The following is a 21,959-nucleotide window of genomic DNA, read 5'->3' on the forward strand; positions in this document are numbered from 1 at the left end:
ATACGCAGATGCAACGGAACAGCGGGCCGCTGCTGCGGCCCTTCTTCAATAGGTGATGGTCATGACCACCGTGTCCGTATAGGTGCCGGTGCTCGGTGCGGTGCCGGTAGCGGGAACGGTGCCGTAAATGTTGATGGTCTGCGCCGATCCGTTACCGGTGCCGAGAAAGCAGCCATTCGTGGTCGTGCAGGTGGTGCTGCTGGTTGCCGTGGTCCAGGGGTTGGTATGGGCTGAATCAGTATAGAGATCGTAGTTGATAAAATTCCCGGCATTCGCCATCCGCCGCTGGCTGCCGGACACATTTGCTCCGTTGTCCATGGCGATGGAGTACGGGCTGCCATTGGTGCAGGTGACCGAGACGGTTGTGCTGCCCGACTGCAATGTGGTCGCGAGCGTTGTTCCGGACACGCTCCCGAAATTGAGCGTCGCAGCGTTGATTGTGCAAGACGCCGTGATGGTGATCTGAACGGTCAAATTTGCGGTCGATGTGCCGGCCTGAGCGGACGTTTGATAACCGGATGCCACGGCAACGAAGAGCGCGACCGCTGCCATTCGCGCAGCCTGCCGGATTCGTCGCTTCAGCAAAGGACCGCGGTCGTCGCGGATGCGGATCTTTCGACAAGCATCGAAAACCCTGCAGGCCGCTTTCCTGGTCAGCCGGAAACCTTCTTCGGTATCGTCCAATGAATTCGTTTTCATCGCCAATTGTGCCCGGACACGCAGGCCATCGTCGTCAACAAAAGAATCAAAATTGGGTAAACTTTGAATGAGCAAAAGCTTCGCGAGGCCTGATCGAACTATCGACAACTATGACCCCATCAAAAACTATAATGGTCAGCAAAGTCCGCCGGCGGCTTCGGGGCCACACCGGCTCTGGCTGCGCTTGGGCCTGGCCGCCCTCTGAACTCATTGGTGGGCCCGGCAGGACTCGAACCTGCAACCAGACCGTTATGAGCGGCCGGCTCTAACCATTGAGCTACAGGCCCCGCCGCCTTGCGGGCCGCGGGGGGCGGCCGGCAACGGTGCGGGCTCCGTTTACAGGGTGCGTGGGGTTTCGGCAATGCCACCGCCGGAACCTCGTGCCGCACGCAGCCGCATCGGTCTCCCGAGCCAGCACGGCCCTCAATCCACCGAGACGCCGGCGAACTCCACCACCTTGCGCCATTTCTCGGTCTCGTCGGCGACCAGTTTGCCGAACTCGGCCGGGGTCATCGGCTTCGGGATGCCTCCGACCTCGGCGAGGCGCGCCACCAGCTTGGGGTCCTTCAGGGCCTCGCCAACCGCCTTGTTGAGGGTCTCGATGACTTCCGGCGGCGTGCCCTTCGGCGCGGAGATGCCGTAGAACCCGACCGACTCGAAGCCCGGCACGGTTTCGGCGATCGCGGGCACGTCGGGCACGCCCGGCCAGCGCTGCGGCGAGGTCACGCCGAGCGCGCGGACGCTGCCGCCGCGCGACTGCTCCAGCGCCGACGGCAGATTGTCGAAGATCAGCTGCACCTTGTTGGAGATGATGTCGGGGAAGGCGATCGCGGATCCCCGATACGGCACGTGCTGCATGTCGCACTTGGTCATCGCCTTGAACAGTTCGGCCGACATGTGCACCGAGGTGCCGTTGCCGGACGAGGCATAGGCGATCTTGCCCGGATTGGCCTTGCAGTAGTCGATGAACTCCTGAACGGACTTCACCGGCATCGCGTTCGAGACCACCAGCATGTTGGTGAGCTGCATGATGCTGGCGACCGGGGTGGTGTCGCGCAGGAAGTCGTAGGGCAGCTTCTTGTAGAGCGAGGTCGAGATCGCATTGTTGGGCGCGACGAACAGCAGCGTATAGCCGTCGGCCGGCGAGTTGATCGCGGCAGCAGCTGCGATGTTGCCGCCGGAGCCGGCGCGGTTCTCGACCACGAATTGCTGGCCGAGATGATCCGACAGCCACTGGCTCATGATGCGCGCCACGATGTCGACCGGGCCGCCGGCGGCAAATCCGATCAGCCAGCGCACCGGACGGTTCGGATAGTCGGATGCGGACGAGGGGGCAGCGGAGGCAACACAACAAATCAAACCAAGCAACGCGGCACGTGCGAACCGGAACATCGTCTCTCCCGTCATTTTCTTGTGACTGTTGCGATCATCGTTTCACAAAACGCCGGCTTTGCCTACGACCCCGCCCGTGCGACGATAGTCGCGCTCATCTGCAATGCTTGAGGCTCGGGATGAAATTCGCTGTTATGATCTGCGCCGGCGCGCTGCTGCTCGCGGGCGGCGCGGCGGCGCAAGAGGGGAGCAAGACCATTTCCAAAACCACGATCAGTTTCGCCACGGCGACGCCGGGTGGCGGCTTTCCGCTCTATGGCAATGCCTTCGCCGAGGTGATGAACGCGGCCGATGCGACGCTGTCGATCGAGCCGCGCAACACCAAGGGCTCCGGCGAGAACATCCCGCTGCTCGAAGCCGACAGCGTCGATATCGCGACCGTCGCGGGCGAGCCGTCCTATGAAGCCTTCATGGGCATCGGCCGGCCGAAGGCGACCAAGCTGAAGATCCTCACCGCGATGTATTCGAGCCCGGGCATGTTCGTGGTGCGTGCCGACAGCCCCTACATGACGATCCAGGACCTGGTCGGCCAGCCCGTGGCGTTCGGCGCCAAGGGCTCCGGCCTGCCGATCCTGTCGCGCTACATCCTCGACGGCATCGGGCTGAAGCAGGACGAGGACTTCAAGTCGATCTATCTCGATCGCGCCGGTGACGGCCCAGCAATGGTCGAGGACGGCCGTGCCGCGGCGCTGTGGGGCGCCGGCATCGGCTGGCCCGGGTTCAGCAAGATGGCGGAGAGCGCGAGCGGCGCCCGCTTCATCGCGGCGACCGCGGACGAGATCGCGCGCATCCGCGCCAAGCACACCTTCCTGAAGCCGCTGACGATCCCGGCCGGCAGCTACCCGAAGCAGACTGCGGCGATCTCTTCGGTCGGCTCGTGGAGCTACATCCTGGTCCGCGAGACGTTGCCCGACGATGTCGCCTACCGGCTGGCCAAGACGCTGCACGGCGTCGAGGCTGATTTCTGCAAGAAGCTCGCCCAGGCTTGCGAGACCACGGCAGCGAACACCGTCGCCGCCGCGCCCGATATCAATCTGATCCACCCCGGCGTGCTGAAGTATTTCAGGGAGATCGGGGTGGCGAAATGAAGGCGGCGAATAGGGAGTAGCGAATGGCGAATGGTTGCTCACGTTCGTCACATGCCACCCGCTATTCGCCATTCGCTTACTTCTTGATCATCGGACACGCCGGGTCCGGCGGACCGAACGCGTCCTCGCCGGAGATCTTGGCCAGGATCTTGTAATAGTCCCACGGATATTTCGACTCGGCCGGGGTCTTGACCTGCACGAGCCAGAGATCGTGGACCATCAGATTGTCCTCGCGCAATTTGCCGTTGCGGGCGAAGAAATCCTCCACCGGCTTCTCGCGCATCTTGGCCGCGACCTTGAGCGGATCGTCGGTGCCACTGTCCTTGATCGCGTTCAGATAGGCGGTCACGGACGAATAGACGCCGGCCTGCCACATCGTCGGCATCCGGTTCATCTTCGCGAAATAGCGCTTCGACCATTCCCTCGTCTTGTCGTCCATGTCCCAGTAGAACGAGGTGGTCAGCAACAGGCCCTGCGCGGCCGACAGGCCGATCGACTGGACGTCGGTGATCAAGGCCAGCAGCGCTGCCATCTGCTGCCCGCCGGCGAAGACGCCGAACTCGGCGGCGGTCTTGATCTCGTTGGTGTTGTTCGGCGGTCCGCCGGCGATGCCGATGATCTTGGCCTTCGAGGCCTGCGCTTGCAGGATGAAGGACGACAGATCGGGCGTCGCAAACGGCGGCCGTACCGCGCCGAGCACCTTGCCACCGTTCTTGGTCACGATCGCGGAGGCGTCCTTCTCCAGCGAATGGCCGAACGCATAGTCGTCGGTGATGAAGAACCAGCTGTCGCCGCCGCGCTTCACCACCTCCTGCGCGGTGCCGACCGCGAGCGCGCGGGTGTCGAACACCCACTGCATCGCATAGGGTGAGCAGAACTTGCCATGGAAATCGGTCGCGCCGGTCGAGTGCGTGATGAACAGCTTCTTCTTCTCGTTGGCGATGTTCTGCACCGCGAGCCCGACTGCCGAGACCGGCACGTCGACGATCAGGTCGACCTGATCGACGTCATACCAGCGCCGCGCGATGGTCGCGCCGATGTCCGGCTTGAGCTGGTGATCGCCGACGATCACCGAGATGGGCTTGCCGAGCACCTTGCCGCCGAAATCGTCGACCGCCATCTGCGCGGCGGTGACCGAGCCCTGTCCGGTCGGCGTCGAGGCCGGGCCGTTCATGTCGGTCAGCACGCCGATCTTGACTATGTCGTCGGATACCTGCGCCGATGCGGCCGAGGAGGCCAGCAGCGCGGCTGCGAGCGTCCCGAACATGGCTAGTTTGATGGCGTTCATTCTGTCTCCCTCCTGAATTGGCGCATTGGCCATTATGGTTGTGCCGGGCCTCCGGAACCCGGTCATATTGGTTTCTTTTGCAACTAGTTTGGGGTCCGCGTCAACGCGCCATCGGTCTAATGACGCTGCCCCGGCCCGGCCCACGGCAGTTTCTTTCAGGGCCGATTCAGTCCATAGCGGGCCATGGTCACCACCCAACGCCTTCCGGCTTCGCTCACCCCGCTCGATGCGGCGCTGGCTGCCGTGCTGCGCGACCTCGCGCCGGTCCAGCCGATCGAACTGCCGCCTGTCGACGCCTTGCGCTGCATTGCCGCCGAGATGCCGGCCTTGCGCGCCTATCCGCCGCACGATGTCGCGGTCGGCGACGGCTGGGCGATGCGCGCCAATGACCTGGTGGGCGCGTCCTCCTATGCACCGTTGCCGCTGGCCGGACTTCCGGTCTGGGTCGAGGCCGGCGCGGCGATGCCGGATGGCACCGACTGCGTGGTCGATGCCGACGCTGTCGATGCCTCCGGTCCGCTTCCGCAGGTGCTCGCCGAAGCCGTCCCCGGGCAGGGCGTCCGGCGTGCCGGCAGCGACATTGCCGCCGGGCGCACCGTGATCGCGGCGGGTGAGCCGCTGCTGCCGCGCGGTCTGCTGCTCGCACGCGCCGCCGGGTTGGACCTGGTGCGCGTGCGCCGGCCGCGGCTTCGCATCGTCAACATCTCTAAGGGAGGGCTGGCGGTGCAGCTTATCGCTGATACAGCGCGTCTGGCAGGTGCCGAGGTCGTCCGCCTTAAAGCGGGACCAGACATAGTAACGATTGCGAACTCGCTCGATACGGGTGGCTGCGATCTGATCATCACGATCGGTGGCACCGGCGTCGGTCACACCGATGCGGCGGTCAACGCGCTGGCAAGGCGTGGCGCACTGATCGCGCACGGCATCGCGCTGCAACCCGGGCGCACGACGGCGATCGGCCGGATCTATACAACGCCGGTCATAGCGTTGCCGGGCGCGCCGGATCAGGCCTTCGCGGCGTGGTGGGCGATTGCGCTCCCGGTGCTCGACCGCCTGTCGGGCCGGCGCCCGCGCACAACGCTGGCGCTGCCGCTGGAACGCAAGATCGCCTCCGGCGTCGGTATTGCCGAGGTGGTGCTGCTGACGCGCAAGCAAGACCACTGGGCCGTGCTTGCGATCGGGGACCTGTCGCTCGATGCCATCGCGCGCGCCGAAGCCCTGCTGATCGTGCCCGGGGGCGCCGAAGGCTTCGCTGCGGGCACGCTTGTCGATGCCTATATGTTGCGGGAGTGAGTTCCCGAGATGACACACACGTTCACACCGAAACCCAACCCATCCGTCGAGCAGGACCAGTTCTTGACCATCCTGTCGCGCGAGGAGGCGATCGCGCGCTTCCAGGCGGCGCTGTTCCCGCGGCAATTGCCGTCCGAGACGCGGCTGCTCGCCGACGCGCTCGGCCGCGCGCTGGCGGCGGACGTGGTGGCGCCGATCGACGTGCCGCCATTCGACCGCTCCAATGTCGATGGCTTTGCCGTGCGCTCCGCCGATCTCGCAAGCGCAGGCGAGGGCGCGCCGGTGCAACTCGTGCTGAACGACGAGACCATTTCGTGCGGCACTGCGCCGGCCCTGCCGGTGCTGCCCGGCACCGCGACCGCGATCGCGACCGGCGGTCCGGTGCCGCGCGGCGCGGATGCCATCGTGATGGTCGAGCACACCCAGCCCGCCGGCCACGGCAGCATCGAGGTCCGGCGCGCGGCGTCGCCCGGGCAGTTCGTGTCCTATGCCGGCTCCGACATCGCGCGCGGCGAGGCGCTGCTGCGGGCGGGCACGATCATCGGCTCGCGCGAGATCGGCATGCTCGCGGCCTGCGGCATCGCCGAAGTCGCCGTGACGCGCCGGCCGCGCGTTGCGATCCTCTCGACCGGCGACGAACTGGTGCAGCCGGGCGAGACGCTGCGGCCGGCCGCGATCTACGACACCAACGGCGCGATCGTCACCGCGGCGATTGCCGAGAACGGCGGTGACGCGGCGTTCCTCGGCGCGATCGCGGACAACGAGGCGATGCTCGAAGCCGCGATGCGCAAGGCGCTCGCGGAGAACGACATGCTGGTGCTGTCGGGCGGCACCTCCAAGGGCGCGGGCGATGTCTCGCACCGGATCATTGGAAGGCTCGGCACGCCCGGCATCGTTGCGCATGGCGTCGCGCTGAAACCGGGCAAGCCGCTCTGCCTTGCGGTCTGCGACGGCAAGCCGGTGGTGATCCTGCCGGGCTTTCCGACCTCGGCGATGTTCACCTTCCACGACATGATTGTGCCGATGCTGCGGCGGATGGCCGGCCTGCCGCCGCGCTCCGACGCCAAGGTGGCGGCGAAGGTGCCGGTGCGCATCGCCTCCGAGCTCGGGCGCACCGAGTTCGTGATGGTGTCGCTGGTCGAAGGCGCCGGCGGCCTGATCGCCTATCCGAGCGGCAAGGGCTCGGGCGCGATCACGTCGTTCGCGCAGGCCGACGGCTTCCTGAAGATCGAGGCGCTGGCCGATCAATTGCCGGCTGGCAGCGACGCCGAGGTGACGCTGTTCACGCCGCATGTGCGGGTGCCGGATCTCGTCATCGTCGGTAGCCATTGCACCGGGCTCGATCTCGTCACCGCGCCGCTGGCGCATGCCGGCCTTGTGGTGCGTTCGATCGCGGTCGGCAGTCTCGGCGGCCTTGCGGCCGCCAAGCGTGGCGAATGCGATCTCGCCCCGATCCATCTGTTCGACGACAAGACCGGGACCTACAACACGCCGTATCTCGCCGACGGCCTCGCGCTCGTGCCGGGCTGGCGGCGCATGCAGGGCATCGTGTTCCGCAAGGACGACACGCGCTTTGCCGGCTTGAGCGCGGAGCAGGCGGTGCGCGCCGCGCTCGCCGATCCCGCCTGCATCATGGTCAACCGCAACCAGGGCGCCGGCACCCGTATCCTGATCGATCGCCTGCTGGCGGGCAGCCGGCCCGACGGCTACTGGAACCAGCCGCGTTCGCACAATGCGGTCGCGGCCGCGGTGGCGCAGCATCGCGCCGACTGGGGCATGACCATCGCGCCGGTCGCGGCAGCCTCTGGGCTTGGTTTCATTCCGCTCGCGGAAGAGCATTACGACTTCGCGCTGGTCACGGCGCGCAAGCAGCGGCCCGCGGTGCAGGCCTTTCTCGGCGCGCTGACATCGGATGAGGGGCGGGCGGCGTTGACGGGGGCGGGGTTTCGGCCGGCGTAACGGCGAGCCGCGCCAGATCCACTGCTGTCGTCCTGGCTTTCGCCAGGACGACAGTGAATGTGTGGCATCGGCTGTATCCACAATCGTCGTCCCTGCGAAAGCAGGGACCCAACCACAGAGTTGTGTCGTTGAAGAGGGATGTGGCCCCAGCGTCGTGCAACAATGGAGATTTGGGGTAATGGGTCCCGGCCTGCGCCGGGACGACACTGAATGTGTTGCACGATCCGTGCATCACACTTCCGCATTCTCGCGACATGAATTGCCCGAGCTTTGCTCTTCGTTTCGCCGCTCTGAGAACAGAGGGCGCAGGGAAAGCCGGGTGCCGATCGCACCCATGGGCCCCGAGCAATGGGTAGAAAGCTCGGGGGGGTAGGACCACAGGTGTAACCGGAAACAACCCGGCTTTCCCTGCGCGATGGGTTACGGCTTACTTCGTGCTCTCCCCGGCGAGACTGGGCTTGCTTGTCACCGTCTTCGCAACGCGCATCGCGCAATTGGAAAAGACACCTGCCGCTAGGGCGTCAGGACCACACGACTTCACCGTCCGCTTCATGCGCACTCGTCAGTTGCGCACTCGGCGTCCACCGCATCTCGACCCACGTTCGTGACGACCGCGAAGCGTCCCTCGATCGGGTGAGACGGCGACTTCATAGCATCGAGTTGGTCTTCCGGTAAACCGAAATATTTTTGCACGAGGTGATTGACAGGTTTTGCTGAGTTGCCCGTCGGGTTGTTTTGCCGCCCCTCTTGCGGTCAATCCGACCGTCGCAGGGCATCCGCGGTCTCGGGCTTGGGGTCAGCTGGCACGGCGACGATCTTGTCGGCACCGGTCATCTGGGTGGCGAGGCGCTTCATCCGGTCATAGGCGACCGCGATGCCGAGCACGAAATAGAACGCCCGCGCGATGAGAACCACGATGCCCCAGAGGAAGTCGATCATCTCATTGGCCGGTTGCGGATCTGCAATGTTGCTTTGTCGCGGCTGATCGCGCCCTAGTTCAAGTTCAGCTCAGGCTCATGCGAAGACCGGCCGCACGCGCGCGCTCGCGGCGCCGCCCTGGCTCAACTGCGGATCCGGCTCAGTGCCGCATGGCCGTCTCGACGAACTCCAGCACGGAGCGCGGAACCTCGTCGTATTCGACGAAACGGCGCCGCAGCTCATCGGCAATATCGGTCGTGACGTCGCGCGACCATCCTTCGCTGGTGTTGAAGGCGATGATGCGGACCGGATGGCTGTACTGGTCATCCAGCAGGCGGCGGATCAGCGTTTTCCGGTCGGTGCCTTCTTCGTCGGTCTCGCACCAGGCGCGGCCAAGCCGGCCGAAATCGTTCAGCACCAGATAGGTGTCGTGGTCGATTTGGTGCGGCACGATCGAAGGCGAGCGAGGCATAGGTGGTGCTCCGGTGGACCACAATATCGTGTCCCGGTCATACCGTGCATTGGAAACTTCGAGGTATATCCGCTGGATAGTCGGAGGGCGCGTGACGTGAGAAAGGTGCAATGGTTCTGCTGGCGCTGCGGACCGGCCATCCCCTGGCGAGGCTGGCATGACATTGTTCCAAGGCTGATATAAGCAGCATTGGGCGCTGGATGTCTTCGGAGACGGGTATGAAAGTGATAGGGCTCGCGGGTTGGAGCGGTGCCGGCAAGACCACCCTGCTGTCGCGGGTGATCCCCCATCTGCTTGGCCGGGGCTTGCGCGTTTCCGTGATCAAGCATGCCCATCACGAGTTCGATGTCGACGTACCCGGCAAGGATTCCTGGGTGCACCGGCAGGCCGGCGCGACCGAGGTGCTGGTGTCCTCGACCCGGCGCTGGGCACTGATGCACGAGCTGCGCGGCGCAGGCGAGCCGCGGCTGCCGGAACTGCTCGCCAAGATGGCGCAGGTCGATCTGGTCGTGGTGGAGGGCTTCAAGCGCGAGGCGCTCAACAAGATCGAGGTGTATCGGGCCGCCAACGGCAAGCCGCTGCTGTTCCCCGATGACCCGCTTGTGGTCGGGATCGCCAGCGACGTCGCGGTCGAGACTAGGCTGCCGGTCGCGCATCTCGACGACGTCGAGGACGTCGCCGAATTGATGCTGCGCTCCGCCATTGCGGTCGACGATGTGCTCGCTGCGGCCGCGGCGGAAAGCTGACAGGGCGAGAAGGTGCTGCCGTTGACGATGCACGACGGCTTCGCCATGGTCGCGCCATGACAACGACAAAGCTCGATCTCACCGGCCTGAAATGCCCGCTGCCCGCGCTCAAGACGCGCAAGGCCCTGAAGAGCGTGACGGCGGGAGACTTCCTCGAAGTGCACTGCACCGATCCGCTTTCGGTGATCGATATCCCGGCCCTCGTCCAGGAAACCGGCGACAAGGTCGAGATCACCGAGCGAAGCGATGTCCGGATCGTTTTTCTGATCGAGAAGGCGAATGGGACGATAGATAACTCAAATGCTGCAGCGCCGCGTATGCGCTAGGTCCGGCCTGATATCTACCTTTTGCCAATCGACACCTATTTTCCATTCTGCGCGAATTGATAATCTCCGCCGGGCTGCGGAGATGGAGCTGTGCCCGGATGTGGCGGCATATCCGGTTGTTTGGGGGTTAGCATTTCCGGAATGCGCGTGGTTGGTCCCGGCGCATCGAGGAAATGTGCAGCGCAGCCGCCTGACGGTGGCTGCAAGGGCTGAGACGGGATCGAAGACGCAGATGCGCCTGACGTAACGGCGGCTGCAGGGGAGGTTTCAATGACGACGATGAGCAGCGCCGGACGCGTGTCCGCGACAGGTGCAGGTTTCCTCGACAAGGAACACACGATCGCGACCGCCGGCTTCAACCGCTGGCTGGTGCCGCCGGCCGCGCTGTGCATCCATCTATGCATCGGCATGGCCTATGGCTTCTCGGTGTTCTGGCTGCCGCTGTCGCGCGCGATCGGGCTGACCGCGCCGAAAGCGTGCCCGGACATTTCGCTGGTCCAGGAATTGTTCACCACCACTTGCGACTGGAAGGTCGCGAGCCTCGGGTGGATGTATACGCTGTTCTTCGTGCTGCTCGGCGTCTCAGCCGCGATCTGGGGCGGCTGGCTCGAGAAGGTCGGTCCGCGCAAGGCGGGCTTCGTCGCGGCGCTGTGCTGGGCCGGCGGCCTCGTGATCGGCGCGCTGGGTGTCTACACGCATCAGCTCTGGCTGATGTGGCTTGGATCCGGCGTGATCGGCGGTGTCGGCCTTGGTCTCGGCTACATCTCGCCGGTGTCGACGCTGGTGAAATGGTTCCCGGACCGGCGCGGCATGGCGACCGGCATGGCGATCATGGGATTCGGCGGCGGCGCGATGATCGGCGCCCCGCTAGCCGACAGGCTGATGAACTATTTCAAGACCCCGACCTCGGTCGGCGTCTGGGAAACCTTCCTCGCCATGGGCGCGATCTACTTCGTGTTCATGATGATCGGTGCCTTCCGCTATCGCATTCCGCCGGCCGGCTGGCAGCCTGAGGGCTGGACGCCGCCGGCCAAGGCCAACGCGATGATCTCGACCAAGAACGTCCATCTGAAGGATGCGCACAAGACGCCGCAGTTCTGGCTGATCTGGGGGGTACTCTGCCTCAACGTGTCGGCCGGCATCGGCGTGATCGGCATGGCCTCGCCGATGCTGCAGGAGATTTTTGCGGGCAAGCTGATCGGCCTGCCCAATGTCGGCTTCAACGCGCTCGATGCCGGACAGAAGGCGCAGATCGCGGCGATCGCCGCCGGCTTTGCCGGATTGCTGTCGCTGTTCAACATCGGCGGCCGTTTCTTCTGGGCATCGCTGTCGGACAAGATCGGCCGCAAGAACACCTATTACACGTTCTTCATCCTCGGCATCGCGCTCTACGCGCTGGCGCCGACCTTTGCCGCGATGGGCTCGAAGCTCCTGTTTGTGCTCGGCTTCGGCATCATCCTGTCGATGTATGGCGGCGGCTTCGCCACCGTGCCGGCCTATCTCGCCGACATGTTCGGCACCCAGTTCGTCGGCGCGATCCATGGCCGCCTGCTGACGGCGTGGTCGACCGCCGGCATCATCGGCCCGGTCGTGGTGAACTACATCCGTGAATTCCAGCTTGCCGCCGGCGTGCCGCGCGACCAGCTCTACAACACCACGATGTACATCCTGTGCGCCATGCTGATCGCGGGACTGATCTGCAACTACCTGATCAAGCCGGTCGATTCGAAATGGCACATGAGCGACGCCGAGGTCGCCAAGCTGCAGGATGCGAGTGCCAGCGCCGCTGCGGCCGGACCGCACGGTTCCTACGGGATCGGGTTTGGCGGGCTCGACGCCAAGGCGGCGCTGTTCTGGTTGTTCGTCGGCATTCCGCTGGCCTGGGGCATCTACATGACGCTGCTCAGCGCCGTCAAAATCCTCTGATCGCGACCATCACCGCCGCGGGTTGCCGATTCCTCGGCGCCTGCGGCGTTCGTTTTATTCAATGAACAGAAACGGGATTGGGGGATTTCAATGTTTCGTACCCGGATTTGCCTTGCCGCCGCGCTGCTCGCCGTAGGGCTTCATGCCGCGTCGGCCCAGACCGCGGCGCCGGCAGCACCAGCACCGGCCGCCACCACTACGGCCAAGCCGTCGAAGATCAAGCTGACGATGGAGAAGCTGAAGGCGATGAAGGATCAGTGGCGCGCCAACAAACCCAAGCTCAAGGCCTGCCGCAAAGAGGTGAAGCAGAAGGGCCTGACCGGCGACGACCGCTGGTTCTATATCTCGGATTGCATGGGCAAGAGCTGAGCGGTATCGCTCCGATCGCGTACAATATTGGGTGGAGAGAGCACGCCGAGCGGCACCCCTCTCCCTAACCCTCCCCCGCAAGGGGGGAGGGAACCCCGCGCCTCTGGCTCCCTTACACGCGCGCAACAGAGATCTCCTGAACGAAGTTGGCGTTCATAGCGCTTCGCGTGCGTGACGGATCATGCAGCCATTCGTGAGGTGAGCACGCTGATCAGGCTCCCTCCCCCCTTGCGGGGGAGGGTTGGGGAGAGGGGTGGCTCCGGGCGGGACGATCGATGTGGAGCGTCATCCCAATTGCCTGCCGTCACTCCGCGGCCGCGGGTGTCGCCTTGGCGGGCTCCAGCGCTGCCGTGATCGCCTCGTCGACGCGCTCCAGCCAGATGAACTCCAGCTTGGCGCGGGCGCCGGCGGGGATGTCGTCGTAGTCGCGCTTGTTGCGCGCCGGCAGCATCACCCGCGTCAGGCCCGCGGCCGCTGCGGCGACCACCTTCTCCTTGATGCCGCCGACCGGCAGCACCAGGCCGCGCAGCGAGATCTCGCCGGTCATCGCGGTGTCGCTGCGCACCGTGCGATCGGTCAGCAGCGAGGTGAGGGCGGTGAACATCGCAACGCCCGCGCTCGGGCCGTCCTTCGGCGTCGCACCAGCGGGAACGTGGACGTGGATGTCGCTCCTCTCGAACACAGCGGGATCGATGCCGAGCTGGGAGGCGCGGCTCTTCACCAGGGTCAGCGCGGCCTGCACGCTCTCGCGCATGACGTCGCCGAGTTGTCCGGTGATCATCAATGCGCCGCGGCCCGGCGTGCGCGAGGCCTCGATGAACAGGATGTCGCCGCCGACCGGCGTCCAGGCCAGCCCGGTGGCAACGCCTGGAATGCTGGTACGCTGCGCGATCTCGTTCTCGAAGCGTGGCTGGCCGAGCAGCGCCACGATGTCCTTCGGCGCGATCGTGACGTGGCTGGTGCTGCCGTCGGCGATCTGCACCGCGACGTTGCGCAGCACCTTGCCGATCTCGCGCTCCAGGTTGCGGACGCCGGCCTCGCGGGTGTAGCTCTTGATGATCAGCCGCAGCGCGTCCGGATCGATCTCGACCTGGTCGGCCTTGATCCCGTTGGCCTCGAGCTGGCGGCGCACCAGATAGCGCTTGGCGATCTCAAGCTTCTCGTCCTCGGTGTAGCCGGCGAGGCTGATCAGCTCCATGCGGTCGAGCAGCGGCCCGGGGACGCCGTCGAGCATGTTGGCGGTGGCGATGAAGACGACGCGCGAGAGGTCGAACGGCACGCCGAGATAATTGTCGCGGAAGGTCGAGTTCTGCTCGGGGTCGAGCACCTCCAGCATCGCGGCCGACGGATCGCCCTGGATGCCGCGGCCCATCTTGTCGATCTCGTCCAGCATCATCACGCAGTTGCGCGCGCCGGCCTTCTTGATGGCCTGGATGATGTTGCCGGGCAGCGCGCCGATATAGGTGCGGCGATGGCCGCGGATCTCGGCCTCGTCATGCACGCCGCCAAGGCTCACACGCACGAACGGCCGCGACATCGCCCGCGCGATCGATTGCCCGAGCGAGGTCTTGCCGACGCCGGGTGGCCCGAGGAAGCAGAGGATCGGCGCCTTGCCGCCCGGCGCGAGCTTGCGCACCGCGAGATATTCGATGATGCGGCTCTTGATCTTCTCCAGGCCATAATGGTCCTGGTCGAGGATCTTGCGCGCCTCCGCGATGTCGATCGGCTTTTCATCCGGCAGGCTCCAGGGCAGGTCGATCAGCCAGTCGAGATAGCTGCGCACCATGCCGGACTCGGCCGCCGCCTCCGGCATCCGATCGTAGCGGCGCAATTCCTTCTGCGCCTGGCTCTCGGCCTCCGGCGGCATCTTGGCTTCCGCAATCGCCTTGGTCAGCTCGGCGACCTCGGCGGCCTTGCCGTCGCCTTCGCCGAGCTGGCGCTGGATGGTCGCCATCTGCTCGCGCAGGATCGCCTCGCGCTGCCGCTCGTCGAACACCGCCTTGGTCTTCTGCCCAATCTCCTGGCTCAGCCTCAGCACCTCGATGCGCTCGGCGAGATGCCGCGAGACCTTGTCCATCCGCGCCACCAGATCGATCGTCTCGAGGATGTCCTGCTTCTCCGCCGGCTTGATGTCCATGTAGGAGGTCGCAAGGTCGGCCAGCGTCGCCGGCGAGGTCGTGCCCTGCAGCGCGGCGATCAATTCGGGCGGTGTTTGCGGCAGCAATTGCGCGGCCTCCAGCGCCTGGCGCTGCAAATTGAGGAAGCGCGCCTCGATCTCGGGCGAGGTGGTGGTCGGCTCCGGGATCTGCAGCACGCGGGCGGCAAGGAACGGCGTGCCGGGCAGATAGTCGAGCACGCGCATGCGCTGCACGCCCTGGCAGACCAGGTGATGGGTGTCGTCGGCGCCGGTGATGTAGCGCACGATGTTGGCGATGGTGCCGACCCGGTAGAGGCCGTCGGGGCCGGGATCGTTGGTCTCGGGATCGCGCTGCAGCAGGATGCCGATCGGCCGCTGCTCGCGCACCGCCTGCTGGGCGGCGGCGATCGAGGTCGCGCGCGCGATGGTGATCGGGATGATGACGTCCGGAAACAGCACGGTGTTGCGCACCGGGACGATGATCGTCGCGTCGCTCGGGATCGGCGCCGAGCTCGCCGGATTTGAAATGTCTGAAGCGGCCATGTCGAAATCCCTTTAGCTCGATTTTCCGAGTCGCAGGCCGACGCAGCCATGCGCGGCAAAGCGGCTGATGGTGTAGCGGCCGGTCGGCAGCGTGATGCGGCGCTCGAAGCGGCCCTGCGGCAGCTCGAGGCGCAGGATGCGGGCGTTGCGCAGCTCGGAGGGCAAAGTGCGGCGGCCGGAGATCACCAGCGTGCCGCCGTCAAGGGCGGCCTCGACCTCGTCGGGGTCGACCCCCGGTAGCGCGACCAGGATCAGGATCTCCTCCTCGGTCTCGATCACGTCCATCGGCGGTTCCCAGCTCGGCTCGCTGGTGCCCGCGCTCGGGTGCAAATTGAGGAAGCTCTGGTGCAGCCGCTCGGCGCGCGCGAGCGCCTCGATCGCATCCGTCAGCATCCAGTTGATCTGATCCTTGGGCCGCATGGGCACTCTCCACGTCGCGTTGGCGGGCAACGTTACCGGTCTTGCCGCCCACCGTAAACCGGCCTCGGGCGATGCCGTTCGAGGGAAAAATTGTCCAAATTGTCGGCGATTTGCACTTGGTCGCGCTGCGCCGTTGCGCTCGGCCCGGACCACAATGGCTCGATGTTCGGATCGCCGCCTACAGCCAGCCGGAACGCCTGAACCGCCAGAACAGCGCGCCGCATGCGGCCAGCATCAGGCCCATCACGACGAAATAGCTGTACTCCCATTGCAGCTCCGGTATGTACTTGAAATTCATACCGTAGATACCGGCGACGGCGGTCGGCACGGCGACAATCGCCAGCCACGAGGCGAGCTTCTTGGAGATCGCCGTTTCCTGCGCCTGACCGACCAGCAGGCTCGCTTCAAACGCAAAGGCAAGCACCTCGCGCAGCGAATCGATCCGTTCCTGGATGGTGCGGACATGATCCGTGACGTCGCGGAACAGCGGGCGCATCGCGACGCGCACCATCGGCAGATCGTCGCGCTCCAGCCTGCGGCAGACCTCCACCAGCGGTCCGATCGCATTGCGCAGCCGCAACAGGTCCCGCCGCAGCAGATAGAGCCGCTCGATCTGCGCCCGCGTCATCGCGCTCGCCAGAACCTCCGCCTCCATCGTCTCGACCTCGTCCTGGATGGTCTCGAGCACCGGCGAGTAGTTGTCGACGATGAAATCGAGAATGGCATAGAGGATGTAGTCCTCGCCGCGGGCAAGCGCGCGCGGGCAGCTCTCGCAGCGCTCCCTGACCGGCGTGTAGGACGTCGAGGCGCCGTGCCGGACCGAGACGATGTATCCCTCGCCGACGAACAGATGCGTCTCGCCGAACGCGATGCTTTCACCCTCGAGCTGCGCGGTGCGGGCCACGATGAACAGCGCATCGCCGTATTGCTCAATCTTCGGCCGCTGATGCGCGTGATCGGCATCCTCGATCGCGAGGTCGTGCAGCTGGAATTGCCGCTGCAGGCTGCTCAGCAGCGCCATGTCGGGTTCGTGCAGGCCGATCCACACCACGTGATCCGGCTTGCTGCGCCAGCTCGCGGCCTCATCGATCGCGATATTGGCGACCCGCCGTCCCTCGACGTAGACGCCTGCCGCGATCACGCCATCGCAGGGGACGGGTCCGGCGGTTGCGACAGTTGGCGATACGAGGTTCATGGTCTCCACCCTCGGTTATCGGACCCGCTTGACGCGATTGCTTGCCAAAAGGCTAGCACTGAATGGGCGCCGGTCAACACACGCAAGGGCGCTTGCGTTCCGGCGCGTGGGCATAGTCCGTGCCCATTGCGGGTCGGCCGGTCTTTATGCGGCCCCTATGCCGCACCGCGGCGGGTCCTCTCGAATTCCTACGTCCGTCCCAGCATCTTCTGAGGTGACGCGGTGCGCTGGCGCGCGCCGCCAACGGGAAGGTGGGACATGACCCTGCTGCATTACCACGATGTCCGGCCGCTTGGTTCGGCCGGTGCGATGCCCCTGACACTGCGGCGGACGATCCGGCGGATCGGGCTGGCGCTCAGGACCATCCACCGCGCCATCGCCGCCGCCAAGATCCACCGGCTGCGCAACGAGCTGCTGCTGCATCGCGGCCATGAGGATTGGGCGCGGACCCATCTCGATATTGGCATGCCCGGCGGCGATGCCGGGAAATATCCGCGCCCGCCGGTCGTGCTCGGCGAGAAGTGGGACTACTGAGATGCGCGCAGCTTCATTAATCGCTGCCCTGCCGCGTCGTGCCGCGGAAGGGCTGCTCAAATTCCTCGCCTGGATCGGCGAGGAGCCGATCAGCGGCTACCGGCCCGAGGCGCATTACATGCGCGGCCCGGGTCCGGCCTGGCGGGCCAAGCATCACGGGCATTAGAGCCCGATCACGTCGGCGCTTCACCTCGGCGCGTCAGGTGATCGAGCAGGTTCATCGGCAGCGGGAACACCACCGTCGATGAGCGCTCGCTGGCGATGTCATGCAGCGCCGCGAAGTAGCGGAGCTGCATCGCCTGCGGCTCCTGGGCGAGGATCCGGCCAGCCTCGACCAGCTTCTCGGCGGCCTGCTGCTCGCCCATCGCATTGATCACCTTGGCACGCCGCAGCCGTTCCGCCTCGGCTTGCTTGGCGATCGCGCGCACCATCGTCTCGTTGATGTCGATGTCCTTGATCTCGACCGCGGTGACCTTGATGCCCCAGACGTCGGTCTGCTTGTCGAGGGTCTCCTGGATGTCGGCGTTGAGCCGGTCGCGCTCCGCCAGCATCTCGTCGAGCTCGTGCTTGCCGAGCACCGAGCGTAGCGTGGTCTGGGCCAGCTGGCTGGTCGCGGCCATGTAGTCGCTGACCTTGATGATGGCGCGCTCGGGATCGACGATGCGGAAGTAGAGCACGGCGTTGACCTTGACCGAGACGTTGTCGCGCGAAATCACGTCCTGCGGCGGCACCACCTGCACCACCACCCTGAGATCGACCTTCACCAGCTGCTGCACCACCGGAATCAGGATGATGAGCCCCGGGCCCTTCACCCCGGTGAAGCGGCCGAGCGTGAAGATGACGCCGCGCTCGTATTCGCGCAGCACGCGCACGGCCTGGGTCAGGAAGATGATGACCAGCAGTGCGATCGCCGCATAGGTCAGATAATCAAGCATCATGCTGTACCTCCTTCGCCGGCGGATGCCGGCGCACGCCGCACGACCAGCGTCAAATCGTTGATGTTGGCGACCTCGACCGTTTCTCCCGCCTTGAACGTCTCGGTGCCGCGCGCTTGCCAGCGTTCGCCATTGGTGAAGACGTGACCGGATGTCTCCGACCAGTCGAGCACCTCGGCCGATAGCCCGCGCATGGCTTGCGCGCCGGTCCGCAGCGGGCCGTTGCGCGCGCGGCGCAGCGCCCCGAGCACGACGAGGATGAGACCTGCGAACATCGCCGCGACGATGCCGATGACCGGCCATGACAGGGCGTATCCGGGCGCCTCGATCCGGAACAGCATGGCGGCTCCCAGCACGAAGGCGACGATGCCGCCGAGGCCGATCACGACGGTCGGGTTGAAGGCTTCGATCGCGAGCAGCGCGATCCCGACCAGCATCAGCGCAAAGCCGGCGTAGTTGATCGGCAGCATGTTCAGCGCGTAGAGGCCGAGCAGCAGGCAGATCGTGCCGACCACCCCGGGCGCCACGGCACCGGGCGACATGAATTCGAAGATCAGGCCGTAGATCCCGACCATCAGCAGGACGAACGCGATGTTGGGGTCGGTGATGACCGCAAGCGCGCGCGCGAGCCAGCTGGGATCGATGGCTTCGATCGCGGCATCCCTCGTCGCCAGGCGCTGGGTCTTGCCGCCGGCAAGCTCCACCGTCCGGCCATCGACCTGCCGGAGCAGGTCGGCCGGATCATGCGCGGTGAACTCGATGACATGGGCCTGCAACGCGGCGTTGGTGGAAAGGGTGGCGGCGTCGCGCACCGCCTTCTCAGCCCACTCGGCGTTGCGGCCACGCAGTTCGGCGAGGCTGCGGATGAAGGCGACGGCATCATTCGTCACCTTCGCCGTCATGGCATCCTTGGTCCCGGACGGGTTGCCGCCGTCCTTGTCCTTGCCGTCCTTGTCCGGGGTGCCGCCCGGCAGGCCCGGCAGCGGGCCGCCGATCTGCACCGGTGTCGCGGCGCCGATATTGGTGCCGGGCGCCATCGCCGCGAGGTGGGTCGCGTAGAGGATGTAAGTCCCGGCGCTCGCGGCATGGGCGCCGGAGGGAGCAACGTAGCCGATAACGGGAACGGGCGAGGCCAGCACGTCGGTGATGATCTCGCGCATGCTGCTGCTGAGACCGCCGGGCGTATTCAGGCGTAGAATCACGACCTCGGCGTGACGCTCGGCCGCCTTGGCGAGGCCGTCCTTGACGTAGCTGGCCGCTGCCGGCCCGATCGCGCAGTCGATCGAAATGGTCAGGGCAACACGGTTGTTGTCCGCGGCCGTACCGGGACCAATGGAAACAACCAAGGCGACCAAGGCGGTCGCCGCAACGAGAGCCGCCTTCAAGGTCTGCACGGCAAGCACTCCCTTGCCGTGGATATGGGGCGCCGTTCCGGAACCTCAATACGGCGCGGCGTCATGGACGCCGTGCACTGATTCCATTGTGCATTGCGATGGCGTTGCGGCTTTCAATGCGCTTCCGCCAGATAGTCGTCGGCGATGTCGGTCATCGCCTGCGCGAGCTCGGCCTTCGCCGATGCATTGAGCTGAACGATCGGCAGCCGCGTTGCCGGCTGCATGAACCCCAACAGCGCCAGGGCGAATTTCAGGGCGGCGGGGTGCTCGCGCTCCAGCAGCGTTGCGAGCGGGACCAGACGCTGATGCAACTCGCGCGCCTGATACAGGCGGCCCTCGCGCAGGTGCCGGGCCACCGCCACGCATAGATCGGGCGCGATGTTGGAGACCAGCGAGATGCAGCCGTCACCGCCGACGGCCATATAAGCGAGTGAGGTGGTGTCGTCGCCGGTCAGCATCCGGAATGTCGCCGGCAGGCGTGGACGCAGGCGCCTGAGGCGGGCGACGTCGCTGCTGCCGTCGCGCAATCCGATGAAGCGCGGGCTGTGCGCCAATTCCAGCAGCGTCTCGTCCGCGAGGCCCTTCACCGTCCGCGCCGGAATATCGTGCAGGATCACGGGCAATGTGGTGGCAGCAGCGACGGCGCGGAAATGCGCCGCGATGCCCTGCGGCATCGGTTTGTTGTAATAGGGCACGACCGACATGATCGCGTCGGCGCCGGCGGCTTCCGCCGCGCGCGCAAACGTGACGGCGCGATCCGTCGCGTTGGACCCGGCGCCGGCGATGATGCGGACCCGGTTGCGCGCGACGCGGGCCGCGATGCGAACCAGCTGCGCGCGCTCCGCGGGCTCCAGCGTCGAGCTTTCACCCGCGGTCTCGCCGACCACCAGCGCCGAGGCGCCGGCTGCGATCTGGCGCTCGCACAGCCGGCCGAACGCATCGGTGTCGATTTCGTCCTGGTGGTTGAAGGGGGTCGGAAGATCGGGGATGAAGCCCGACAGCCATTTGGCCGAATCTGGTTTCGCGGTGACTTTCGTAGTCATTGGGGTGGCTCAGGCCACGCGGCTCGCGGGGAGGGGCGCGGTCTTGCCGCTGATATCGAGCTCGAGCTCACGCGACAGCTCGACGATCATTTCGGGGTGATGGCCGTTCTCGAACAGCGCATATTTGACGGCCTGGGCGCGGTTGACGAACAGGCCGCCATAGAGACCGTTCTGCTGCTGGGCGACCCACTGGCCGCGGTGATTGCGGCCGATGAAGACGATGGTCGACGCTGTACTACACGAGGGAGGTTCGACGAGTTTCACGGTGGTAGTCCTTATTCTCTGCTTTTGACGCGTTTTCTTCACGCGAACCGGTGTCCACTTCGCTCGAAAACGCTTTAGTCGAAGTCACGCGATCAATGTCTGATTTGCCGGATATGAAATCGAGCGCGAAGGACGGCCGACTTCATAGGGGTGGCATAGGATTTGAGGGAGCTAGATGTGCTGGACGATGCCGGTGCCGAGCGCACACAGCGCGACATAGGCGGTCATCTCGTCCCAGTGATTGAGGCTTGCGGCAAACGGCATTTCGCGTTTGGCAATCCCGGCGAAGGCGCAGATCACGGCCGACATCCAGAGCAGCGTGACGAGGCCCCTGCCGAAGCTCGCACCGGCGAACATGGCAAAGCCGACCATGATGGCAAGCCGGAAACCGAACCGGACCATGACCTGCACCGACCGCAGCTGCTGCGGCAGTTGCTTGACGTTCACGATCGCGCCGCCGTCAGCCGATATTGTCGACGAACAGCGGCTCGTAGAGCGAGCGCGTCTCGCGACGGACGCTGGGCACGCTGGTGCGGTTCTCGGGCGTGGAGATCCGCTGCGCCTCGACGAAGCCGCTGAGGATCGCGAGCGCGAGATCCGCATGGCGGGTCTCGACCGACTGGTCTAGCCAGTCGGGCAGCTCGCGTTCGCGCGACAGCGCGCAATGCCACTCGCCCTCGTCATAGACCAGGCGACGGATCTGCCATTGCGGCAGCTCGAGATCGAGCAGCGCGATCGCTGCATCGGTCCACGCGCCGGACTGGATCAGGCGTTCGACGCGGGACGTCTTGCCGCTCTGTCCGACCGAGGGAAAGCGCCGGCAGGTCTGGCTGATGATGTCGGCCATGAACTCGGCCGACACTGCGTAGGCGTCGCGCAACCGTTTGCCGAGGTCGGTGGAGGTGGGGTGGGGTAGTGCTGACATGGCATCATCTCGTCGAATGCGCGGCCCAAGGTATTGGCCGCAGACCCAAAATGGCCGGATAGCCATTTGAAAACGAGATGAGGCAAGGGGCGG

23 protein-coding genes and 1 tRNA gene are annotated in these 21,959 nt (G+C 65.6%); 9 read left to right on the forward strand and 15 right to left on the reverse strand.

Annotated elements, in window-relative coordinates:
- Window positions 1-45: 45 nt before the first annotated feature.
- The 3 genes from XH92_RS12385 to XH92_RS12395 all read right to left on the reverse strand — a co-directional run bounded on the left by XH92_RS12385 (window position 46) and on the right by XH92_RS12395 (window position 2,091).
- On the reverse strand, window positions 46-807 hold the full coding sequence (locus tag XH92_RS12385) for a spore coat U domain-containing protein (protein WP_194459456.1): 762 nt from the start codon (window positions 805-807) through the stop codon (window positions 46-48).
- Window positions 808-910: 103 nt separating this feature from the next.
- Window positions 911-986: transfer RNA gene (locus tag XH92_RS12390), tRNA-Ile, on the reverse strand.
- Between the two features lie 136 nt (window positions 987-1,122).
- A complete protein-coding gene (locus tag XH92_RS12395; RefSeq protein ID WP_194459457.1) occupies window positions 1,123-2,091 on the reverse strand; it encodes a tripartite tricarboxylate transporter substrate binding protein in 969 nt (322 codons plus the stop codon).
- 119 nt (window positions 2,092-2,210) lie between these two features.
- Between XH92_RS12395 and XH92_RS12400 the strand changes: the two genes are divergently transcribed.
- Window positions 2,211-3,179, forward strand: a complete 969-nt coding sequence (locus XH92_RS12400; RefSeq protein WP_194459458.1) for a TAXI family TRAP transporter solute-binding subunit — start codon at window positions 2,211-2,213, stop codon at window positions 3,177-3,179.
- A gap of 76 nt (window positions 3,180-3,255) precedes the next feature.
- Here the strand turns inward: XH92_RS12400 and XH92_RS12405 are convergent, their stop codons facing one another.
- Complete coding sequence (locus tag XH92_RS12405) at window positions 3,256-4,467, reverse strand: ABC transporter substrate-binding protein (protein ID WP_246788384.1); 1,212 nt, start codon at window positions 4,465-4,467, stop codon at window positions 3,256-3,258.
- A gap of 183 nt (window positions 4,468-4,650) precedes the next feature.
- On the opposite strand from XH92_RS12405, the gene XH92_RS12410 reads away from it, so the two are divergent.
- The gene (locus XH92_RS12410; protein WP_194459459.1) at window positions 4,651-5,760 is read left to right on the forward strand and encodes a molybdopterin-binding protein; all 1,110 of its coding nucleotides are present in this window, start codon (window positions 4,651-4,653) and stop codon (window positions 5,758-5,760) included.
- Between the two features lie 9 nt (window positions 5,761-5,769).
- Window positions 5,770-7,719: a molybdopterin biosynthesis protein gene (locus tag XH92_RS12415; RefSeq protein ID WP_194459460.1), complete on the forward strand. Its 1,950-nt coding sequence runs from the start codon at window positions 5,770-5,772 to the stop codon at window positions 7,717-7,719.
- Window positions 7,720-8,472: 753 nt separating this feature from the next.
- On the opposite strand, the gene XH92_RS12420 is transcribed toward XH92_RS12415, so the two are convergent.
- Both XH92_RS12420 and XH92_RS12425 read right to left on the reverse strand, forming a co-directional pair.
- Complete coding sequence (locus tag XH92_RS12420; protein ID WP_194459461.1) at window positions 8,473-8,658, reverse strand: hypothetical protein; 186 nt, start codon at window positions 8,656-8,658, stop codon at window positions 8,473-8,475.
- A 139-nt stretch (window positions 8,659-8,797) separates the two neighbouring features.
- A complete protein-coding gene (locus XH92_RS12425) occupies window positions 8,798-9,109 on the reverse strand; it encodes a hypothetical protein (protein ID WP_194459462.1) in 312 nt (103 codons plus the stop codon).
- Window positions 9,110-9,327: 218 nt separating this feature from the next.
- Between XH92_RS12425 and mobB the strand changes: the two genes are divergently transcribed.
- The 4 genes from mobB to XH92_RS12445 all read left to right on the forward strand — a co-directional run bounded on the left by mobB (window position 9,328) and on the right by XH92_RS12445 (window position 12,476).
- Window positions 9,328-9,855, forward strand: coding sequence for a molybdopterin-guanine dinucleotide biosynthesis protein B (gene mobB, locus XH92_RS12430; protein ID WP_194459463.1), 528 nt, complete (start codon window positions 9,328-9,330; stop codon window positions 9,853-9,855).
- 56 nt (window positions 9,856-9,911) lie between these two features.
- Window positions 9,912-10,181, forward strand: a complete 270-nt coding sequence (locus XH92_RS12435; protein ID WP_194459464.1) for a sulfurtransferase TusA family protein — start codon at window positions 9,912-9,914, stop codon at window positions 10,179-10,181.
- 270 nt (window positions 10,182-10,451) lie between these two features.
- Window positions 10,452-12,107 carry an OFA family MFS transporter gene (locus XH92_RS12440; RefSeq protein ID WP_194459465.1) on the forward strand — a complete coding sequence of 552 codons (1,656 nt, stop codon included), beginning with the start codon at window positions 10,452-10,454 and terminating at the stop codon, window positions 12,105-12,107.
- Between the two features lie 90 nt (window positions 12,108-12,197).
- Window positions 12,198-12,476 carry a hypothetical protein gene (locus XH92_RS12445; RefSeq protein WP_194459466.1) on the forward strand — a complete coding sequence of 93 codons (279 nt, stop codon included), beginning with the start codon at window positions 12,198-12,200 and terminating at the stop codon, window positions 12,474-12,476.
- Between the two features lie 304 nt (window positions 12,477-12,780).
- Here the strand turns inward: XH92_RS12445 and lon are convergent, their stop codons facing one another.
- The 3 genes from lon to corA all read right to left on the reverse strand — a co-directional run bounded on the left by lon (window position 12,781) and on the right by corA (window position 16,771).
- Window positions 12,781-15,156, reverse strand: a complete 2,376-nt coding sequence (gene lon, locus XH92_RS12450; RefSeq protein ID WP_194459467.1) for an endopeptidase La — start codon at window positions 15,154-15,156, stop codon at window positions 12,781-12,783.
- Window positions 15,157-15,168: 12 nt separating this feature from the next.
- Entirely contained in the window at window positions 15,169-15,576 is a 408-nt protein-coding gene (locus XH92_RS12455) for an Hsp20/alpha crystallin family protein (RefSeq protein WP_194459468.1), read from the reverse strand.
- Window positions 15,577-15,754: 178 nt separating this feature from the next.
- Window positions 15,755-16,771 carry a magnesium/cobalt transporter CorA gene (corA, locus tag XH92_RS12460; protein WP_194459469.1) on the reverse strand — a complete coding sequence of 339 codons (1,017 nt, stop codon included), beginning with the start codon at window positions 16,769-16,771 and terminating at the stop codon, window positions 15,755-15,757.
- A 258-nt stretch (window positions 16,772-17,029) separates the two neighbouring features.
- On the opposite strand from corA, the gene XH92_RS12465 reads away from it, so the two are divergent.
- Entirely contained in the window at window positions 17,030-17,305 is a 276-nt protein-coding gene (locus tag XH92_RS12465; protein WP_194459470.1) for a hypothetical protein, read from the forward strand.
- Window position 17,306: 1 nt separating this feature from the next.
- Entirely contained in the window at window positions 17,307-17,471 is a 165-nt protein-coding gene (locus XH92_RS12470; protein ID WP_194459471.1) for a hypothetical protein, read from the forward strand.
- Window positions 17,472-17,478: 7 nt separating this feature from the next.
- On the opposite strand, the gene XH92_RS12475 is transcribed toward XH92_RS12470, so the two are convergent.
- From XH92_RS12475 to XH92_RS12500, 6 genes are all read right to left on the reverse strand, one after another.
- Entirely contained in the window at window positions 17,479-18,243 is a 765-nt protein-coding gene (locus XH92_RS12475) for a slipin family protein (protein ID WP_194459472.1), read from the reverse strand.
- The gene (locus XH92_RS12480) at window positions 18,240-19,634 is read right to left on the reverse strand and encodes a nodulation protein NfeD (RefSeq protein WP_194459473.1); all 1,395 of its coding nucleotides are present in this window, start codon (window positions 19,632-19,634) and stop codon (window positions 18,240-18,242) included. Before XH92_RS12480 ends, XH92_RS12475 begins: the two co-directional genes overlap by 4 nt.
- A 113-nt stretch (window positions 19,635-19,747) precedes the next feature.
- Window positions 19,748-20,677, reverse strand: a complete 930-nt coding sequence (gene dapA, locus XH92_RS12485; RefSeq protein WP_194459474.1) for a 4-hydroxy-tetrahydrodipicolinate synthase — start codon at window positions 20,675-20,677, stop codon at window positions 19,748-19,750.
- Between the two features lie 9 nt (window positions 20,678-20,686).
- Entirely contained in the window at window positions 20,687-20,941 is a 255-nt protein-coding gene (locus tag XH92_RS12490; protein ID WP_194459475.1) for a hypothetical protein, read from the reverse strand.
- Between the two features lie 171 nt (window positions 20,942-21,112).
- A complete protein-coding gene (locus XH92_RS12495; RefSeq protein WP_194459476.1) occupies window positions 21,113-21,388 on the reverse strand; it encodes a hypothetical protein in 276 nt (91 codons plus the stop codon).
- Between the two features lie 13 nt (window positions 21,389-21,401).
- A complete protein-coding gene (locus tag XH92_RS12500) occupies window positions 21,402-21,866 on the reverse strand; it encodes a hypothetical protein (protein ID WP_194459477.1) in 465 nt (154 codons plus the stop codon).
- Window positions 21,867-21,959: the final 93 nt, after the last annotated feature.

The sequence above is a fragment of the Bradyrhizobium sp. CCBAU 53421 genome, from assembly GCF_015291625.1.
Taxonomy (GTDB): domain Bacteria; phylum Pseudomonadota; class Alphaproteobacteria; order Rhizobiales; family Xanthobacteraceae; genus Bradyrhizobium.

Coding starts and splice junctions, on each gene's coding strand:
- lon (WP_194459467.1), bottom strand. CDS start 15,156: ATGGCCGCTTCAGACATTTCAAATCCGGCGAGCTCGGCGCCGATCCCG.
- XH92_RS12500 (WP_194459477.1), bottom strand. CDS start 21,866: ATGTCAGCACTACCCCACCCCACCTCCACCGACCTCGGCAAACGGTTG.
- XH92_RS12455 (WP_194459468.1), bottom strand. CDS start 15,576: ATGCGGCCCAAGGATCAGATCAACTGGATGCTGACGGATGCGATCGAG.
- mobB (WP_194459463.1), top strand. CDS start 9,328: ATGAAAGTGATAGGGCTCGCGGGTTGGAGCGGTGCCGGCAAGACCACC.
- XH92_RS12465 (WP_194459470.1), top strand. CDS start 17,030: ATGACCCTGCTGCATTACCACGATGTCCGGCCGCTTGGTTCGGCCGGT.
- XH92_RS12400 (WP_194459458.1), top strand. CDS start 2,211: ATGAAATTCGCTGTTATGATCTGCGCCGGCGCGCTGCTGCTCGCGGGC.
- XH92_RS12435 (WP_194459464.1), top strand. CDS start 9,912: ATGACAACGACAAAGCTCGATCTCACCGGCCTGAAATGCCCGCTGCCC.
- XH92_RS12410 (WP_194459459.1), top strand. CDS start 4,651: ATGGTCACCACCCAACGCCTTCCGGCTTCGCTCACCCCGCTCGATGCG.
- XH92_RS12470 (WP_194459471.1), top strand. CDS start 17,307: ATGCGCGCAGCTTCATTAATCGCTGCCCTGCCGCGTCGTGCCGCGGAA.
- XH92_RS12445 (WP_194459466.1), top strand. CDS start 12,198: ATGTTTCGTACCCGGATTTGCCTTGCCGCCGCGCTGCTCGCCGTAGGG.
- XH92_RS12440 (WP_194459465.1), top strand. CDS start 10,452: ATGACGACGATGAGCAGCGCCGGACGCGTGTCCGCGACAGGTGCAGGT.
- XH92_RS12415 (WP_194459460.1), top strand. CDS start 5,770: ATGACACACACGTTCACACCGAAACCCAACCCATCCGTCGAGCAGGAC.
- XH92_RS12420 (WP_194459461.1), bottom strand. CDS start 8,658: ATGATCGACTTCCTCTGGGGCATCGTGGTTCTCATCGCGCGGGCGTTC.
- XH92_RS12395 (WP_194459457.1), bottom strand. CDS start 2,091: ATGTTCCGGTTCGCACGTGCCGCGTTGCTTGGTTTGATTTGTTGTGTT.
- dapA (WP_194459474.1), bottom strand. CDS start 20,677: ATGACTACGAAAGTCACCGCGAAACCAGATTCGGCCAAATGGCTGTCG.
- XH92_RS12475 (WP_194459472.1), bottom strand. CDS start 18,243: ATGATGCTTGATTATCTGACCTATGCGGCGATCGCACTGCTGGTCATC.
- XH92_RS12425 (WP_194459462.1), bottom strand. CDS start 9,109: ATGCCTCGCTCGCCTTCGATCGTGCCGCACCAAATCGACCACGACACC.
- XH92_RS12405 (WP_246788384.1), bottom strand. CDS start 4,467: ATGAACGCCATCAAACTAGCCATGTTCGGGACGCTCGCAGCCGCGCTG.
- corA (WP_194459469.1), bottom strand. CDS start 16,771: ATGAACCTCGTATCGCCAACTGTCGCAACCGCCGGACCCGTCCCCTGC.